This is a genomic window from Trinickia sp. (genome assembly GCF_051954495.1).
GTDB lineage: Bacteria > Pseudomonadota > Gammaproteobacteria > Burkholderiales > Burkholderiaceae > Trinickia.
Genome location: NZ_JBQCHR010000116.1, coordinates 42,430 through 59,991 on the forward strand (window position 1 = coordinate 42,430; position 17,562 = coordinate 59,991).

Annotated in this window: 17 protein-coding genes and 2 pseudogenes; 12 read left to right on the top strand and 7 right to left on the bottom strand. The window is 62.9% G+C overall.

The window, feature by feature from the left end; translation table 11 throughout:
• Positions 1–168: 168 nt before the first annotated feature.
• Positions 169–705: pseudogene (locus tag ACTHNR_RS15715) on the top strand (DUF3103 family protein); the annotation flags it as partial.
• Between the two features lie 69 nt (positions 706–774).
• Here the strand turns inward: ACTHNR_RS15715 and ACTHNR_RS15720 are convergent.
• Complete coding sequence (locus tag ACTHNR_RS15720) at positions 775–1,467, bottom strand: YceH family protein (RefSeq protein ID WP_440548580.1); 693 nt, start codon at positions 1,465–1,467, stop codon at positions 775–777.
• Positions 1,468–1,530: 63 nt separating this feature from the next.
• The gene (locus ACTHNR_RS15725; protein WP_440548581.1) at positions 1,531–1,851 is read right to left on the bottom strand and encodes a pyrimidine/purine nucleoside phosphorylase; all 321 of its coding nucleotides are present in this window, start codon (positions 1,849–1,851) and stop codon (positions 1,531–1,533) included.
• Between the two features lie 277 nt (positions 1,852–2,128).
• Between ACTHNR_RS15725 and ACTHNR_RS15730 the strand changes: the two genes are divergently transcribed.
• Positions 2,129–2,437, top strand: coding sequence for a DUF4148 domain-containing protein (locus ACTHNR_RS15730; protein WP_440548582.1), 309 nt, complete (start codon positions 2,129–2,131; stop codon positions 2,435–2,437).
• 212 nt (positions 2,438–2,649) lie between these two features.
• Here the strand turns inward: ACTHNR_RS15730 and ACTHNR_RS15735 are convergent, their stop codons facing one another.
• Positions 2,650–3,141, bottom strand: a complete 492-nt coding sequence (locus tag ACTHNR_RS15735; protein WP_440548583.1) for a nuclear transport factor 2 family protein — start codon at positions 3,139–3,141, stop codon at positions 2,650–2,652.
• A gap of 115 nt (positions 3,142–3,256) precedes the next feature.
• Here ACTHNR_RS15735 and ACTHNR_RS15740 point away from each other — a divergent pair, with 115 nt between their 5' ends.
• Positions 3,257–3,874: a TetR/AcrR family transcriptional regulator gene (locus ACTHNR_RS15740; protein ID WP_440548584.1), complete on the top strand. Its 618-nt coding sequence runs from the start codon at positions 3,257–3,259 to the stop codon at positions 3,872–3,874.
• A 60-nt stretch (positions 3,875–3,934) separates the two neighbouring features.
• On the opposite strand, the gene ACTHNR_RS15745 is transcribed toward ACTHNR_RS15740, so the two are convergent.
• Positions 3,935–4,600 (bottom strand): CGNR zinc finger domain-containing protein, encoded by a 666-nt coding sequence (locus tag ACTHNR_RS15745; protein WP_440548585.1) that lies wholly within the window; start codon positions 4,598–4,600, stop codon positions 3,935–3,937.
• Positions 4,601–4,663: 63 nt separating this feature from the next.
• Here ACTHNR_RS15745 and ACTHNR_RS15750 point away from each other — a divergent pair, with 63 nt between their 5' ends.
• Positions 4,664–5,509: an alpha/beta fold hydrolase gene (locus ACTHNR_RS15750; protein WP_440548586.1), complete on the top strand. Its 846-nt coding sequence runs from the start codon at positions 4,664–4,666 to the stop codon at positions 5,507–5,509.
• 36 nt (positions 5,510–5,545) lie between these two features.
• On the opposite strand, the gene ACTHNR_RS15755 is transcribed toward ACTHNR_RS15750, so the two are convergent.
• A complete protein-coding gene (locus ACTHNR_RS15755; RefSeq protein WP_440548587.1) occupies positions 5,546–6,433 on the bottom strand; it encodes a LysR substrate-binding domain-containing protein in 888 nt (295 codons plus the stop codon).
• Positions 6,434–6,535: 102 nt separating this feature from the next.
• Here ACTHNR_RS15755 and ACTHNR_RS15760 point away from each other — a divergent pair, with 102 nt between their 5' ends.
• From ACTHNR_RS15760 to ACTHNR_RS15770, 3 genes and pseudogenes are all read left to right on the top strand, one after another.
• The gene (locus tag ACTHNR_RS15760; protein WP_440548588.1) at positions 6,536–6,928 is read left to right on the top strand and encodes a cupin domain-containing protein; all 393 of its coding nucleotides are present in this window, start codon (positions 6,536–6,538) and stop codon (positions 6,926–6,928) included.
• A 180-nt stretch (positions 6,929–7,108) separates the two neighbouring features.
• Positions 7,109–9,169: a hypothetical protein gene (locus ACTHNR_RS15765; RefSeq protein ID WP_440548589.1), complete on the top strand. Its 2,061-nt coding sequence runs from the start codon at positions 7,109–7,111 to the stop codon at positions 9,167–9,169.
• A gap of 287 nt (positions 9,170–9,456) precedes the next feature.
• Positions 9,457–10,353 (top strand): annotated as a pseudogene (locus ACTHNR_RS15770) (sensor domain-containing diguanylate cyclase); the annotation flags it as partial.
• A 39-nt stretch (positions 10,354–10,392) separates the two neighbouring features.
• Here the strand turns inward: ACTHNR_RS15770 and ACTHNR_RS15775 are convergent.
• Entirely contained in the window at positions 10,393–11,037 is a 645-nt protein-coding gene (locus tag ACTHNR_RS15775) for a helix-turn-helix domain-containing protein (protein ID WP_440548590.1), read from the bottom strand.
• Between the two features lie 111 nt (positions 11,038–11,148).
• Between ACTHNR_RS15775 and ACTHNR_RS15780 the strand changes: the two genes are divergently transcribed.
• From ACTHNR_RS15780 to ACTHNR_RS15795, 4 genes are read left to right on the top strand one after another with little or no spacing between them, the layout of a single operon-like run.
• Positions 11,149–12,459 (top strand): MFS transporter, encoded by a 1,311-nt coding sequence (locus tag ACTHNR_RS15780; protein WP_440548591.1) that lies wholly within the window; start codon positions 11,149–11,151, stop codon positions 12,457–12,459.
• A gap of 27 nt (positions 12,460–12,486) precedes the next feature.
• Positions 12,487–14,013, top strand: a complete 1,527-nt coding sequence (locus tag ACTHNR_RS15785) for an amidase (RefSeq protein WP_440548592.1) — start codon at positions 12,487–12,489, stop codon at positions 14,011–14,013.
• A 40-nt stretch (positions 14,014–14,053) separates the two neighbouring features.
• Positions 14,054–15,286 (top strand): NAD(P)/FAD-dependent oxidoreductase, encoded by a 1,233-nt coding sequence (locus ACTHNR_RS15790; RefSeq protein ID WP_440548593.1) that lies wholly within the window; start codon positions 14,054–14,056, stop codon positions 15,284–15,286.
• Between the two features lie 53 nt (positions 15,287–15,339).
• A complete protein-coding gene (locus tag ACTHNR_RS15795; protein WP_440548594.1) occupies positions 15,340–15,930 on the top strand; it encodes a class I SAM-dependent methyltransferase in 591 nt (196 codons plus the stop codon).
• Positions 15,931–15,940: 10 nt separating this feature from the next.
• On the opposite strand, the gene ACTHNR_RS15800 is transcribed toward ACTHNR_RS15795, so the two are convergent.
• Positions 15,941–16,477, bottom strand: a complete 537-nt coding sequence (locus tag ACTHNR_RS15800) for a carboxymuconolactone decarboxylase family protein (RefSeq protein WP_440548595.1) — start codon at positions 16,475–16,477, stop codon at positions 15,941–15,943.
• A gap of 134 nt (positions 16,478–16,611) precedes the next feature.
• On the opposite strand from ACTHNR_RS15800, the gene ACTHNR_RS15805 reads away from it, so the two are divergent.
• The coding region (locus ACTHNR_RS15805; RefSeq protein WP_440548596.1) for a cupin domain-containing protein at positions 16,612–17,562 on the top strand (951 nt) is incomplete at its 3' end.

Consider the following 17,562-nt stretch of genomic DNA (forward strand, 5'->3'; position numbering starts at 1 on the left):
CTCCTGAAATAAATTAATAGGCATAAAAATCCTACCAATTTTGGCAATTTCGCTTTATACAAAAAGACATGCGCGCAGGCGTGGGGGTCGCCAATCGGCTGCTGCACAAGCAAGGTTTTCACCAAGGCGCTGATGTGAGCGCGCGCGCTCGCACGGCAGCGAAGCGCAACCAGCGAGCGGCTCGATACCGCCAAGCTCGAAAGGATTCGGCTGAGGGACGACCAGGAACCATGGATTTCCGGCGCCGCCGAGGTGTATGCGGTGATTTCCGGCCTGCCTCCCACTCAGCCGAAAGCGCAACTCGAAATCGTCGACATGCCGTACCTCTCCCAAGAGAATCACACCTATGGCCCAACTCAAATCTTGATCGACTGGTCCGACTATCGCTTCGGCGCCGCCAACATCGTGCTCTACGAGCACGACGACGACACCAACTACAAGGATCTTGCCACGGCGCTAGCCGGCGCAGTCGCAGGGATCACGGCCGTCCTCAAGCCCGAAGCAGCGATCGTTGCAACCATCGCGGAAACCCTCGTGCGGGCAATGCCGAGTGCATGGTTCAAGAACAACGATGACTACATCGACAGCTTTTATGCGTTGCAAAAAGATCATAGGTATGTCGACCATGCAGGCGCGGCCAACAATGCGGTCATTACGCTGACGCCGTTTCAGCTATCGACCGACATGGCTCCCGAAAAGAGCTAACTCACCCGCCTGCGTCATGGCGTCTCGCGTCGGCGTGCGGACGCTCCATCGCCAACGCCGCGGCCCACGTCAATCCTGCGCGGGCCGATCGACCGACACGCCCAATTCCGACGCCATTCGTTCAACCAACGCCCGCAGTTGCGCCACTTCGCCCGCCAAGCGTTGTTGCTCGACTTTGAGCGCTTCGATTTCGTCGGCCGATGCAGCCGATGCGCTCGACGACTCCACGCCCCCGCGTGCAACAGCGAATTGCTCGATGCTGACTTCGCCGCACATCAAATGCATCCAGCGATTTTCCCGCTCGCCAGGCGCACAGGGTAATTTCACGACGAGCGCCGGCGTGCGCGCGGCGAGTTCGTCGAGAAACGCTTCCACCGACGAATTGTCCGCGAAGCCATGCAGACGCGCGGCGTTCAAACGCAATTCCGCGGCGGTCTGCGGGCCTCTGAGCAATAGGATGGTCAGCAAAGCGCCGGACTGACTCGGAATGCCGAGCACGCGATTCATGTTGTGTTCGTATCGCGTGACGCGGCTGCTGCTCGCATCCATCACGAGGCTCAACCGCTTCAACCCGTCGATCGCCGTCTGCACCTCGGGCTCCGTCACGCTCATCACAGGGGAGCGCGCAGTCTTCTGATTGCAACCGGCGGTCAACGCGTTCAGCGACAGCGGGTATGTATCGGGAACGGTGTGCTGCTTTTCAACGAGCACGCCGAGGACGCGGGCTTCGAGCGGGCTGAGTTCGCGCAGAGGTTGTGTCATGGGGCAAGCGCAGGCGATGAACAGGGGTACATATGATAGCCGGGCGCGCTCGTCCCCACCGCGTCAAAGATAGCTGCACACGTAATCGAGCGTTTCGATCACGTCGATATCGAAACGGCTCTTGCCGGGCACCGAGAACGAATCGCCCGCGCCATACGTCGCCCATTGGTCGCTGCCTTCCAGGCGGATGCGGCACTGACCGGCTTGCACTTCCATGAGTTCCGGCGCGTCCGTGCCGAAGTTGAGCGTGCCGGGCAAGATCACGCCGAGCGTCTTGCGCGAGCCATCGGCGAACAGCACCGTGTGCGATACGCATTTACCGTCGAAATACACGTTGGCTCGTTTGACTACCGAAACCTGATCGAACTGCGTGGCGGACGTCATGTCGGTCTTCCTCTAAATCGTCGTGGGTAAGTAGATTCTCGTGCCGGCGCCGCGTCATGGCGACGAGCAGCGCGTGCTCCAAGCGCGAGGCGCCATGATACCGATTGTCGAGTGTCCGGTCGAAGCCTCCGGCGACCGATTATGAACAAAACCGCAACAGTGTCTTTTTGAGATAGGTATTAACCCTAGGCCCTCCAATCACTACACTGCAGTCATCGGTTCAACGCAACGAACACGATGCACCAGCAAAGACAAACAACTTTTGGAGGTAGTTATCATGAAGTCGCTCATTCAAGCCGTTGCCATCGCCGCCGCTTTCGCCGCTCCTGTCGCTGCTTTCGCTCAATCGAACGCGCCTGTCACCCGTGCGCAAGTGACCGCTGAAATGATCCAATTCCAGCAAGCAGGCGGCCGCCTGAACTCCAGCAACGACCCGCGCTACCCGGAGGACGCCCAAGTCGCCCAAGCGCGTGTGAATGCTCAAAACGGCAACAATCAAGGTTACGGCGGCGTGCAGGCCGGTTCGTCGGCGTCGGGTGGCCCCGCCAAGATCGACGGCGTCAAGCCCATCTACTTCGGCAACTGATTCAATGCCGATACGACCTTCGCCGGGGGCTAAATGGCTTACCCGGCGATACGAAAAGTTCTTCGCTGATTCGAACGTAAGACGGCTTGCTTCGTCATAACGAGAGCAAGCCGTCTTCGCATCGATACCTCCGCCGCCGGTCACCGGCGGTTTCGCCTAGCCCTTAATCGGCTAGGCGTTTTTTGCTTTCCGAAAGCGATCGACCCTACCGCTTAGCTTGTCGCCCCCGCGGCAACCGTGGAGGCCGTCGACCCACCGCGCTCCTGCGCGCGCCGCGCCGCATCGGCAAACTGCTCGGCGACACGGCGCGTGTCCCAATACACCTGTCCTTGATACATGCGCTCGCCGCGCAAGTTGAAACGATCCACGCCCTGCCAGGCCAACTGCTCGCCCGCCACGCTAGCGTGCGCGCGCCATTCGATCAACACCGCATCGCCCGTCGGCGCCCAGCGCATCACCTCGACCTTCAGGTCGGGCAAGCGCTGCAACACCTCGCGAAAATGCTCGACGACACCTTCTCGGTCCGCGGGAACCGCCATGGGCGGAATCAAGTTTTGCGTATCGGGATGCATCAAGTCGCGCAAATCGTCCGCGACAGGACGTTGCCAATGCTGCGCGAAACGCTCGACGACCGCCGTCGCGTCGCGCAGTTGCTGCTCGGAAGGCGGTTCGTATTGCGTCAAGGCCTTTGCTGAGTTCGTCACGGGAACACCTCTCGAAGGTTTTGGGGGGTAACGCGCAAACATACACAACGTATTTCACATACATTGTGTATGTATACTACGATCTGTCTTCGAAAAGTCAACCCGCTGCCGTCTCATGCCCGAAGCCATCAGGACCCGCCGCGCCGAATATGCCGATGCCACGCGCGAAGCGTTGCTAGACGCCGCGCGCGAGTTGTTTACGTCGCAGGGGTATGCGCAGGTCAGCATCGAGGCCATCGCGCAAAAGGCTCGCGTCACGCGGGGCGCCTTCTATCATCACTTCGCCGATAAGACGCGCTTGCTCGATGCGCTCGTGGTCGCGCTGCAAGCCGAAGCGACGGCCCGCGTTCGCGCCGCGACGGCGGCCGCGACGCCGTCGCGGCGCGTGAACGTCGGCATCGCCGCCTTTTTAGATGTGTGTTGCGAACCGGCTTATCGGCATCTCGTACTAGAAACGGCCGTGGCCGTATTAGGCGCCGAACGCTGCCGCGAGATCGAGGAAGAGAGCACGTTTGGCCTGCTGACAGCGGCGTTGCAGGCGCAGGCAGCGCCCGGCAGCAGCGCGGCCAAGAATTTGCGACTGGCGAGCCGCATGCTGGGCCGCATGGTCTGCGAGTCGGCGCAGCTGATCGACACCGCACCCGATCGCGAAACCTTCAAGGCAGATGCGCAGCGTATCGTCAAACGAACTTGGGAGGCGTTGACACAGGGCGCCCGTGCCAAGGTGGGCTGACGAAAGCGGCGATACGCGGAAGGCGATGCGTCGCCATCCAATACGGGCGGCGGCCCAGCCTCACGCAGGCCCTGTTGATTTCATCAACCGGTAATGCCGCGCCGCTCTGGTTCGGTTGCCGCAGGTTTCGGTGTTGCACCACCGCCGGCGCTTATTCTTCGTTCGGTCGACGAACAGCCACGAACAGCGATCGCACTCGCGCACGAACGGCAGTTCGCTGCCGAGCATGAGCCTCTGAGCGTCGAGCGTGATCCGGCCCAGCAGCGTGCAAAGGCCGGCTTTTTCCACATCGATTGTCCAAACGCATCCGCCTTCGTGGCGTTCGAGCCGCGCAATGCCGATCGCGGCCGCAACGGCGCGCCGCATGTCGTCTTCATCGTCCGGCCTGGGCGCCTGATCGATAGCCAGCGCGGCAAACAAACGGTAAAGACATTCCCTGAACGCCTGCAGTTGCTCGAGACATCGCGCCGCCTCTCCGGGCGCTTTCAGCGCGGCGGCTTCCAGCACCCGACCCTCCTCGCTGGAAATCGTTTTGGTCAGCCGGGCCCAGTCGATCGCGTCTTGAAACGTCGCCAAGCGCTCCAGGTCCCGCGTCTTGTCTTGACCGCCCTGAGTGTTGACGAAGTCCAAGCAGATCGCGCCGCCGACAAAATTGCCGGGAGCCCACACCTGACCACGCTGATTCGATCCGTTTTGCATGCCTAACAGGTTAACATGATTTGACATGTTAGATATCGCCTGCTACAACGTAACGACCTAATCGCATTTAGATCGTTACAAGGAGGCGACATGAGTTGGGTGCTCGACAAGCGCTACGATTTCCAAGGTCAGGCCGTGCGCTACTCGGTCCAAGGCGACGGCCCGCCGTTGGTTTTCGTGCATGGCACACCGTTTTCTTCGTATGTGTGGCGGCGCATCGTTCCATACTTTCGCGCGACACACACGGTCTATTGCTACGACTTGCTCGGTTACGGGCAATCCGAGCAGCGAAGCGGCCAGGATGTCTCGCTCGGCATTCAAAACCTCCTGTTCGCGCAATTGCTCGATCACTGGGGTATCGAGCGGCCCGATGTGGTGGCGCACGACTTCGGCGGTGCGACGGCGCTCAGAACGCACCTGCTCGGAGGGAAGGACTTCCGTAGCCTGACGTTAATCGATCCCGTGGCGCTTTCGCCCTGGGGCTCGCCCTTCGTGCGGCATGTTCGCCGGCATGAGGCGGCGTTCAGCGGCCTGCCCGACTACATCCACGAGGCCGTCGTGCCCGCCTACATCCGAGGCGCAACGAAGCGCTCGCTATCGGACGAAGAACTCGATCCGTACGTGCGTCCGTGGCTCGGCGATAGCGGAAAAGCGGCTTTCTATAGGCAGATTGCCCAAATGGACGAACGCTACACGGACGAGGTCGCCGCGCGCTACCCCACGGTCCGCTGCCCCGTGTCGATCGTATGGGGCGAAAACGACCAGTGGATCCCCGTCGAAGATGGCCAACGGTTACAGCAAGCGATCCCCAATGCGGTGCTACATGTCGTCGGCGACGCTGGACACTTAGTGCAGGAAGATGCGCCGGAAGCGATCGTGGCCGTCCTGTTGGGTTTCTTGAACGAGCCGGCGCTGGCAATGGCCGCCAGCGAATAGCGGGCCGATCCGCGGCGCTGCGCATCACTCGACGGATCAGGCCACTTTGGCGAGCGGCATGCGCATCCCCGCTTCGTTCGACATCGCCTCGCGCAGGTGGCGTGCGAATTCGAGCGCCGCCGGCTCCACCTTGGCGGGCAAGCGCAGACAAATGGCGAACGAAGGCAGTGCAGGCAAACCGGCAGCTTGAGGGGCGAGCGTTTCCAGATCCGCGGGGACGGTGGAAACGAGCCAGGTTGTGATCGCCAATCCGGCGCGAACCGTAGCGGCCGTGGCCTCGATATTGCCGCTCTCGAATACGGTGCGCCAGGCAATGCCCGCATCCGCGAGCGCACCGAGTACGACCGGACGGAAGCAACAGCGCTCGTCGACCATCGACAGCGGCAACGGCCGCTTTTGCCATGCATCGCTGCCGCGCCCTTTCACCCACACGAGCGGCTCGATTCTGAGCACTTCGCCTTCGGCTTCGTGCGCCACGTATTCCACGAGCGACACGTCCACGTGGCCGCCGTTCACCGCTTCGTTCAAGTGCGGCGACGCCGCGCAGACGAGCGATACGTCGACGTGCGGATGCGCGTGCGCAAACGCTTTCATCGCGGGCACGAGCGGCGTCACGAGATCATAAGGAACGCCGACGCGAAGGCTGCCGCGCAATGGCTGCGCCGACATGTCGGCCCATATTTCATCGTTGAGCCGCAGAAGTTGGCGTGCTTTGACGAGGAACTGCTCGCCCTCGCGCGATAGCCCGAGCTTGCGCGCTCTTCGCACGAACAGCGGACGCTCCAGCAGCCCTTCGAGTCGTTTCATCTGCTGGCTCACCGCGCCCTGCGTCATGTGGAGCAGATTGGCGGCAACCGTCATGCTGCCGCTGTCGGCGACCGTGACAAAGGTCCGGATCAAATCGAGGTCGAGATTGCGTGCCATGGTCGCATTATGCGGCGTAATGGAGGGGATCAATTTTATTGGTTTTGCTGATGCGTGCACGCGGCTTACAGTGCGAGGTTTGAGCCAGTTGGAGATCGCCCCATGCCTACCTACCCATTCGCCGAATCGTTCAACCTCGAGGCCGCGTTCAACGAAGTACGCGACTACTGGTCGCCGAAAGTCGTCGCGCAAGTGAACGATCAATATGTGAAGGTCGCGAAAGTGCGCGGTCAGCTCCTCTGGCACGACCACGCCCATGAAGACGAGTTGTTCTTCGTCGTGCGCGGACGCTTGAAGATCGAATACGAAGGCGGGCGAATCGTCGACCTGCCGGCCGGTTCGATGCATGTCGTGCCGCGCGGCACGCTGCACAATCCGGTTGCCGAGGACGAATGCTGGATCGTGCTGATCGAGCCCGTGCAGACCAAGCATACGGGAGACGTCGATTCGCCGTTGACGAAAACGATCGAAGCGCAGTTGCACGGGGCCGGATGACGTCCGGACAATCGTCCGGCCGCAACGATCGGGCCGCGCAATTGGATGGAAAAAGGGAGATTCGTTTCGCTTTTTGACGAATCGTCGGCGCGCGGGGTCTCTTAGGCTCTCGTCACGTAATGTCACCGCCGCCGAGCATCGGTAGCAGCGACCGCCTGTCCCTTCTTTCGCCCATTCAACGTGAAGTCCATCAAGCTCACTACCCTCGCAAGCGCTGCACTTGCCCTCAGCCTTGCCGCCTGCGGATCGTCCTCTGCTCCAGCCATTTCCGGCAGCGCCTATCTGGGGCCGATTGCCAATGCGACGGTTGCCTTTTATGCACTGAACGACGACGGCAGTGTGGCGCAAACGCCGCTTGCGACGGCAACCACCGGAAGCGACGGCTCGTTCGCCCTTTGGCGCTCGCTGCGCTACCCTTTGTTCGTTCGCGTGACGGGCGGAAGCTATCAAGAGGAGGCCACGGGCGCGAGCGCCGAACTGGCGGAGGAGGTGGATGCCGTCTATCTCGCCGCCCCATCGCAGATGGTGGTGTCGCCGTACTCGAACGCGATCGTCGCGGACGCCCGCGCCGCCGGCGGATTGACCGCGGGCAACGTCACCGCGGCCTTGTCGCGCGTGGATGCCTTCGCCGGAAACATCGACGTACAGCAGACCCTGCCCACCTTCGTTGCGGCCGGATCGACCGCGAACGTGACACCGGGTGCAACTATGGCGCTCGCACTGGGCGCGGAATCGCAAAGCCGCACGTCGGCAGGCCTGACGATCGCGGCCAGCACGGCCAACATCGTCGCGCAGGCCGCGAACGGCGACACCCTCACGCAGTGCAACTCGGGCGCGGGCGACATGGCAACCGACGGCACGCTCACCGCACCGGCCGCCGCCAACTGCGCGATCACGGTGGGTGCGACGGACTACCTCGGCGGCACGCATAACCGCTCGGGCATCACTTCGATTTCGCAACTCACCCCGGTTATTCCAGGGAATGCGACGACGATCACCGTCAGCAGCGGCGCCTGCCAAGACCGCATCGCGTTGCTCGGCGAACAGTTCGCGCTGTTCGCCAGCCGCAAGAACGATGTGCAGGCCCTGCTCGGCAACGGCGTAACGGCGTCGAATTGGAGCAGCTACGCGAATGGCGGCACCTGGGGCCCGCATGCGGCCGTGTACGGCGCGATTTCCACGACTTCGTGCGCCGATACCGCGACGTTCCAGCGCGAACTGGTGATGGCCGCGGAGAATTACTGGGTCGATCAAGGCATCAACTATTGCCACCATCACATTCCGGGGTGGCTGCCGCCCACCAGCCCGGCGAAGTTTCGCAATTCGACCTCGGGCAGCACGTCCGGCGGCGACAGTTCGGGCATGACCTGTACCGCGAATCGCAAACGCGACGGCTCGCAAAGCCTCACCGCGCTCCCGCAAGACGACACCAACTGGCAAGGGGTGGACTGCTCCGACTTCACGTCATGGGTGTACGACTTCACCGGCATCACGCACGACCAAGGCAACCTCGAGACAGGCATCGGCACGCAAGCGTGCTCGACGGGCGACGACCCGCTCGTGGGCAAGGAGCAAGCCGGCGTGTTGCTGGACATCAACCAAGGCAACATCGCGGGCTTGGTCGATCATCTGCGCCCCGGCGATCTGCTGTACATCACGCAGACGGCGCCCGTGGCGGCGGGCTCCGCGCCGTCGAACGTCGCCAACGGGTACGTGGTCTCGCACGTGATCACATGGACGGGCAAGCACTTCAGCGACTTGAGGAACGGCCCGGATGGGAGCCTCTACGATCCGGCTACCGCGGGCCAGCGCGGTTCGCGCCTCGGTGCGGATATCGCGTCGTACCTCAAGAGCGTCGACCCTAACCAGACGATCGTGCCGTCGGACCTGGGCAGCAGCGCGGACAAGGATCCGTGGATGATCATCGACAGCCATTTCGCGGGTCCGGCGTATCGGCCGTTCGTCATTCCCACCGCGAGCTTGAAAGCCGATTGGTACGTGAAGGATCTCTCGCACGTGCGGCGCGTGATCGACGCGGACTCGGCGCGGACCGACCCCGTCCTCGCCCCGCTGATCATCAGCCAGGTCGGTACGACGAACGGCGACTACGGGAAGGTGGTCACGTTCAGCTCCCCGCAGTCGCGCGCCTCCGCAGGCGGCTACAAGATGATCTATCAACGGCCCAAGCAGAATGCGATTCCCACTTGCTATCGTGTCGGAACTGCTCCGGCGGTGCAGTAAGTGAGTAAATAGGCAAGCAGGCAACGTGAGCGTTTCTTGCTTGCCCGATTCAGCGAGTTTTTTAAGCGACCCTAAAATCTTCCAAATAGCTTACGCATAGTTTTGCCGTAGAGCCCGCTCTCGATTCGAGCCTTAGTAGCGCGTCAATATAATCTGACTAGATATGCAACAATAGCGCATCGAATAGGCGAAACGCCCGTTTTCACGTACTCCAAGGTAAGACTATGTCGGATTGGCCCGAACGCGCGCCCGACGGCATCGCCATGCGCGATGCCACCATTGACCGCGACGTCAGCGCCGCGCGCTATCGCGCCGTGGTCGATTCGGCTTATGACGGGATTGTGGCAATCGATCAGCAGCATAAGATCACGTTGTTCAATCGCGCAGCGGAGAATTTATTCGGCTATAAAGCAGCCGAAGTACTGGGGCAGCCGATCGAAATGTTGCTGCCGGAAGCGCACCGCGCGCATCACGCCCATCATGTGCGGCAATTCGCGGAGTCGCCGCTCACGGAGCTTCGACAAACATTGCCTCCGCGCATGGATGAAAGCAATAGCGTGTATGGGCGACACCGCGATGGATCGATCATTCCCGTCGAAATATCGATTTCCAAGATCGATGTGGAAGGGGTCACCGAGTTTACGGCCGTCGTGCGCGACATCACCGATCGGGCCCAGCAAATGGCGCTGCTGAAAAAGCAGGCCGGCACCGATGCGCTGACGGGCCTGCCCAATCGCAGGGCGTTTTTGGAATTCGTCGACAACGCGCTCTGCAAGAACGAGGCGCTGTCGGCGTTCATGCTGGACATCGATTTCTTCAAGCAGATCAACGATACCCACGGACACGACGCCGGCGATGAAGTATTGCGCGTGCTCGCGAAAGTGGGGACGGCGATGATGCACGAAGGGTGCGTGTTCGCGCGTTGGGGCGGGGAAGAGTTCGTCGCGGCGCTACCCGGGGCGGACGCCGATATTGCACGCCGGATCGCGGAACAGACACGGCAACGCGTTGAAAGGCAGCATGTGCAATTCGCGACGCACCTCGAGCGGATTCCTTTTACGGTCAGCATCGGCGTGGTGACGCGCAACGCCGGCGAACGCGATGTCGACGCGTTGATGAAACGCGCGGATCAGGCGCTCTATCAAGCGAAGAAGGCAGGCCGCAACCGGGTCGAGGTGGGTTAGCTGGCGCACCGGCTCCGGCGCCGCCACTGCCAGCCGGTGTCAAAGCGTTTGAGGCGGCCGATGCGCGTCCGTATCGACGCAGCAGGCCAGCACCTCCGCTTCTTCGTCCCCTACGCTCAGATAGACGTGACCGACCGCGCTATCGAAGTAAAGGCTGTCGCCCTCCTCCAGCGTGAATACGCTCCCGTCCTCGAAGCGCAATTGCAGTTTGCCCTTCAGCAGATAAACGAATTCCTCGCCGCTGTGCCGGATGTAGTCCGTGAAATCGTCGAGCTTGCGTGCGTGGATGTGCGCGCGCATCGGCACCATCCGTTTGCCGGTCAGATCGTTGGCGATCATCCCGTATTCGTAGTTGGGCGTATCGTAGATCGGCTGCTTGCCCGAGCGCGTCAACGACGGCTTCATGGGACCGGCCGACGCTTTCTTCGGGCGTCCGAAGATCGTATCGAAGTCGACGTTCAGCGCGTGCGCGAGCGCCGCGAACTTATCGTAGGTGAGCGCGATATCGCCCCGCTCCGCTTTTGAAATCGTCGACACCGCGATCCCCGACAGCTCCGATAGCTGCATCAACGTCAGATCGCGCGATTTGCGCGTCTCACGCAGTTGCATACCGATGGATTTGTGGTCGATCTGCGGGGCCGGCGCCGTACTCTCGGCTCCGTTGGGGTCGGCGGGTCGTGCCATGACATGCGATTCCGTTTCCAAAGTGACACCCGAGGGTTTTGTCGTATACGAGAATTTATTTTTTCTCGTATATGATAAATCACATTGCCCTTTCGCCCAAGGAGTCGCGCCGTGGCATCGATCGCATTGGAAAGATCCGGTCTGTCGAAAAAGCAGGTCATCGCCGCGACAACGCTCGGCACGGCGCTGGAATACTACGATTTCACGATCTACAGCTACTTCGCGATCCAAATCGGCAAGCTGTTCTTCCCGTCGGCGTCGCCCGTCAACCAGTTCCTGCTGTCGATCGGCGTATTCGGCGTAGGCTTCGTGGTGCGGCCGCTCGGCGGCATCGTGATCGGCGCGTATGCGGACCGTGCAGGCCGCAAGAGCGCAATGGTCATCACGATCATGCTGATGGCGCTGAGCTGCGCGCTGATCGCCGGCGCGCCGACTTACGCCACGGCAGGGTTCGCGGCGCCGCTGATCGTGCTCGCCGCGCGACTGATCCAGGGCTTCGCGGCCGGCGGGGAATTCGGCCCCGGCACGACGTTGCTCGTCGAATACGCCGGCCGCAACACGCGCGCGTTCTACGCGAGCTGGAATTTCGCGGCGACAGCGCTCGGGCTCGCGCTGGGCGCGGGCGTGGCCACGCTCGTCCATACGCTGCTTCCGAAAGAGGTCGTCGATACGTGGGGCTGGCGTCTGCCGTTTCTGTTCGGCATCGTCGCCGCGCCGGCCGGCATGCTGATCCGACGGCGTCTCGAAGAAACGCTGCGCGCCGCGCCGCCGATGTCCGCATCGGCGTCAGGTTCTCATCGCACGAGGCAACGCAGCGCGCTGAACGCCGCGCTCACGACGCATCTGAAGCTGACGATTCTCTGCACGTTCGCCGAACTCGGCGGCTCGGTGTCGATCTACATCACGGCGTTTTTTCTGCCGAATCATGCCGTCCGCACACTGCATCTGTCGTCGACCGCATCGATGACCTCCGGTGTGGTCAGCTCGCTCATGCTCTTCGCCGTTGCGCCGCTCGTCGGCAAGCTTGCCGATCGGATCGGCCGCAAGCCGGTATTGGTGACATCGCGCGTCATACTGCTGCTGACCGTCTATCCGGCGTTCGCATGGCTCTCCGCCGCACCGTCCATGGCGCGCCTCTACGCGGTGTCCGCTTATCTCTCCGTGTTGGTCGCCGCGCAAATCGTGCCGGTTCTCGTGATGATCCCCGAGCTGTTCCCGCGAGAAGTTCGCGCGACGGGCATCGCATTGTCGTACGTGGTCAGCGCCTCGTTCTTCGGGGGCTTCTCGCCCTTGATCGCCAGCTGGATCGTCGAGCGCACGGGCAATCCGCTCGCCCCGGCCTGGTACGTCGCCGCAGCGTGCGCCGTGTCGCTCGTTCCCGTCATCTGGCTGCGCGACCGCAGTCGCGAAGCCCTCGACTGAACACCCTGCTCACCCGCGAGACACACCATGTCAGACAAAGCCGAACTCGTCAGCCTATCCGCCGTTGAACTGCGCAAACTCATCGGCACGAAAGCGATTTCGCCCGTCGAATTGCTCGACGCATGCATCGCGCGGATCGAAGCGGTCAATCCCGCGGTGAATGCCGTTACGGCAACCCAATTCGATGCCGCGCGCGAGGCCGCCAAAGCCGCTGAACAGGCCGTGATCGACGGTAAGCCGCTAGGGCTGCTGCATGGTCTGCCGCTCGGCGTGAAAGACCTCGAAGACACCGCCGGCCTACTCACCACCTACGGTTCGCCGATGTCGCGCGGCAACGTGCCCTCGCAGGATGTGGTGCTCGTCGAGCGCCTACGCGCAGCCGGTGCGATCTTGGTCGCGAAAACCAATGTGCCGGAACTCGGCGCCGGCGCGAACACGCGCAATCCGGTGTGGGGCGCAACCGGCAACCCGTTCAACCCGGAGCTCAATGCGGGGGGCTCCTCGGGCGGTTCCGCCGCCGCGCTCGCGTGCGACATGCTGCCGGTCTGCACCGGCTCGGACACCGGTGGTTCGTTGCGTATTCCCGCCGCGAAGTGCGGCGTCGTGGGCTTTCGCCCGTCTCCGGGCCTCGCGCCGAACTCGCGACGCCTGCTCGGCTGGACGCCGATTTCCGTGGTGGGACCGATGGGCCGCGACGTCGCCGATACCGGCTTGCAACTCGCCGCGACGGCCGGCGAATCGACAGGCGATCCGCTCAGTTACGCGGTCGATCCGCTCGCCTTCTTGATGCCCCCGCATATCGATCCGGCCACGCTACGCATCGGCTACACCGAGGATTTCGGCTGCTGCGACGTCGATCCAAGCATTCGTGCGATCTTCCGCGCGCGTATCGCCGAACTCGAGCGCATCGTGCACACGTGCGAGCCGGTCGCGTTCGACTTGGGCGACGTGCATCGCTGCTTCGACGTGATCCGCGCGGAGAGCTTCGTCGCCGGCTTGCATGCGGACTATGCGCGCGACCCGAGCGCCCTCGGGCCGAACACGCGCGCCAACTACGAGATGGGCGCGGCGATGACGCTCGCCGACAGCGCATGGGCGCAAGCCGAGCAGACCCGCATCTTTCAGCGCTTCCAGCAGGCTTTCTCCCGCTACGACGTCATCGTGTCGCCCACGACGCCGGTCTCGCCGTTTCCATGGACGCAGATGCACGCCACCGAAATCGACGGCCACGCGCAGGAGAACTACTATCGCTGGCTCGCCCTCACGTACGTGGTGACGCTCACCACGCATCCGGCGATTTCGCTGCCCTGCGGCGTCGATCACGCGGGCATGCCGTTCGGCCTTCAGATCGTCGGCCCGTTTCGTGGCGACATGAAGACGCTTGCCGTCTCGATGGCGCTCGAATGTGCGTTTGCCGCGTCGCCCGTGCTGCGCCGTCCGCGTCCCGATCTCGCGCGCCTTGCGCGCCCGAACCCGGCGTTGACGTCGATCGTGACCGCACCGCCCGTTTACGATGCGGCCGAAGGCGGCGGCGCCGGTCGATCCACGGTTTGACCTTGACGAACTCGATCACCCATCACGAGGAAACCAATCGATGAAGTTCGATACGGTCGTGCTCGGCGGCGGCATCGTCGGCGTATCGGTTGCCTTGCAATTGCAGCGACGCGGCCTCGCGGTTGCGCTCGTCGACCGGAAGGCGCCGGGCAACGAGACATCGCTCGGCAACGCCGGTTTGATCCAGCGCGAAGGCGTCTACCCGTATGCATTTCCAAGGGACTTCGGCTCGCTCGTGCGATATGCAGGCAATCGCGCGACGGACGTGCGCTATCACCGCGCCGCGATCTTGAAGTTGATGCCGTTCCTGTACCGTTACTGGCACCACTCGCGTGCCGATCGTCATGCGCGTATCGCACGCGCCTATTCGACGCTGATCGAGCATTGCGTGACCGAACATCGCGAGCTGATCGACGCGGCCGGCGCGCAGGCGCTGCTGCGCACCGGCGGCTGGATGAAGATCTTTCGCACGGAAGGCGCCTGGCGCCAGGCCATCGAAGAAGCGCGGCGATGGGATGCGGAATACGGCGTCGACTACGAGGCGCTCGATCGCGCCGCGCTCAAGCTTGCCGAGCCATCGCTCAGTTCCACGCTGGCGGGCGGCGTCCGCTACAAGGCAGCCGATTCGGTGAGCGATCCCAACGGGCTCGTCACGGCGTATGCCAAGCTCTTCGAACAGCTCGGCGGCAAGGTGTTGCTCGGCGATGCCGGCACGCTCGAACCGTCATGGCGCGTCACGACGCGCGACGGTACGGTAGAAGCGAAATCGGCGGTCATTGCAATGGGCCCCTGGTCCGGCGATATCGCCGGCAAGTTCGGCTACGATCTGCCGCTTGCGGTGAAGCGCGGCTATCACATGCATTACGCGCCTGCGAACGGCGCCAAGTTGAATCAGCCGGTGCTCGACGTGGAAGCGGGCTACTTGATTACGCCGATGGTGCGCGGCATCCGCCTCACGACCGGTGTCGAACTCGGCTATCGCGATGCCGCGAAGACACCGGTGCAACTCGATGCCGTCGAACCGCTCGCGCGCGAGATCTTTCCGCTCGGCGCGCGCGTGGATGCGGAGCCGTGGCTCGGCGGCCGTCCCTGCACCCCGGACATGATGCCGATCATCGGCGCGGCGCCCCGTCACCGCGATCTCTGGTTCGCTTTCGGCCACGCGCATCACGGCCTGACGCTCGGACCGGTCACGGGCCGCCTGATCGCCGAAATGATCACCGGCGCGCCGACGCTCGTCGATCCGACGCCGTTCCGGGTGGAGCGCTTCTGACGGTATCCTCTCGTTTGTGCCACGTTGGCCGCCTTAACCGAGGGTTATTTGCCGTGGACGAACAAACCATCGAAACGTATTCGGCGAATGCGGGCCGCTTTGCGGCCGAGTGGCGCGACCAGCCGCCGCCCGCCGACATGTACGCACTGCTGCAGCGCTACTTCACGCCTGGCGGAACCACGGCCGACATCGGTTGCGGCGCGGGGCGCGATGTGGCATGGCTCAACGAACATGGCTTTCCCGCGGTGGGCTACGATGCCGCCGAGGGCTTGCTTGCGCAGGCCAGGGCCGATTTTCCGTCGCTGATATTCGAGCGCGCCGAGCTACCCGCGTTGGACGGTATCGCAAGCAACGTCTACGACAACGTGCTGTGCGAAACCGTCGTCATGCATCTGCCGCCCGATCAGGTGACCCAAGCCTGTGCCCGGCTGTTCGACATGCTCAAGCCTAAGGGCACCTTGTACCTTAGCTGGCGAGTCGCCGCATCGGGTTCCAGCCGCGACGCCGCGGGGCGCCTCTACGCCGCGTTCGACGCCGCGAAGGCCAGAGAGGGCCTTCGCGACGCCGAATACTTGCTCGATGCGGAATCGGTCAACGAGTCTTCGGGCAAGCGAGTGCATCGACTCATCGTCCGACGCCGCTAATCGATCGGCGTTACTGCACCGCCGGGAAATCGAGCGTCGTGTCGTTCACGCGATTGACGAGGTTCGTGAACGTGATCGACGCGATGGCGAGGTTGATTTCCATTAACTGGCGATCCGTGTAGCCCGCCGCGCGTACCGCATCCACGGCCGCCTCGGGCACCGTGCCCCGCGTCCCCACGAGTATGCGGACGTACGTCACCAGCGCATCTCGCTTCGCATCGCCGGTTGCAGTACCGGAGCGCACCTGCTTCATCTCGTCGCTCGACAGCCCCGCCAACTTGCCCATGAGCGAATGCGCGGCCACGCAATAGTCACAGCCGACATGTTCGCTGACGGCCAGCTTGACCACTTCGATATCGGCCTTGCCGAGCGTACCGGCCGCCACCGCTGCATCGAACGCGAGCGCCGCGCTCAAGGCTTCGGGGCTGTGGGTGCCGAGGGTCAAGTACGCATTGGGTACCTTGCCGGCGGCCTTCTTGATCTTTGCGAACACTTCTGCGGCCAGGCCGGTGGCGTCTTCAAGGCGGATAGTGGACAGACGGGACATGATCGACTCCTTCTTCTACGGTTGATGGATCGTTGAACGCGTTAGCCATGTCGTATGGCATGGGAGTCAGTGTAGGGGTGTGCGACGAGTTCTTTAATGCCATAATTCCGCAACTTCATGCTCAAACGTCTCATATGGAATTACTGGACAGACTGCTCTCGCTGATGCCGGTTACCGGGCGGCTCGAAGTTCGGTGCCACTTCGGCATGCCCTGGCGCATCGAACAGCCGGCGGCGAACGAATGGGAATTCCCTTATCACGTGCTGCTGCGCGGCGAGGCGGTCGTCGAAAGCGAATCGGCAGGCAAAAGCGAGCCGGCGCTTCGCATGAAAGCCGGCGATATCGTGCTGTTTCCCTCCGGCAGCGCTCACCGGTTGCACGACGGCAGCGGCAATCCCCCTCGAGCGATGCACGCGCAGCAACAGGACGGATTGACCATCGCCACGAACGGCAGCTCGCGAGGAGGCGCCGATGTGCTGTGCGGGCGCTTCGTGCTGCCCGCCGTACCGCAGCAGCTGATGCGCGATCATCTGCCTGGACGCTTGCTGGTGAGCAGCGTGAGCGAGGGCGACGGACAGGCGCGCGATGCCGCGTTTGCGACGACCCGGCTCGCCCGCGTGATCGAATTGATGCGTGAGGAAGCGTTCGAGCAACGCCCGGGCAGCGCGACGGTCGTCGATCAGCTTTCGGGCGTCTTGTTCGCGCTGACCTTGCGCTGTGCCTCAGACAGCGACCAAGCGCCGCGCGGCTTGCTTGCGCTTGCGCAACGCCCTCGCCTGCAACCGGCCCTCGCGGCCATGTTCGATCAACCCGAAAAGCCGTGGACGCTGCCGAAACTGGCCGAGCTTTGCAATATGTCTCGCGCGACGTTCGCCCGTCACTTCGAAGAAGCCATCAATCGGTCGGCGAGCGACGTGCTCATGGAAATCCGCATGGCGCTCGCTGGACGAAAACTCGCGCAAACCGGCATGTCGGTCGCAGAAATCGGCGAAGCCGTCGGGTACCAATCGGAAGCGGCGTTTCAACGCGTGTTCAAGCGGCAGGTGGGAATGACACCGGCGAAATGGCGCGCGCGTGCGTCGAAA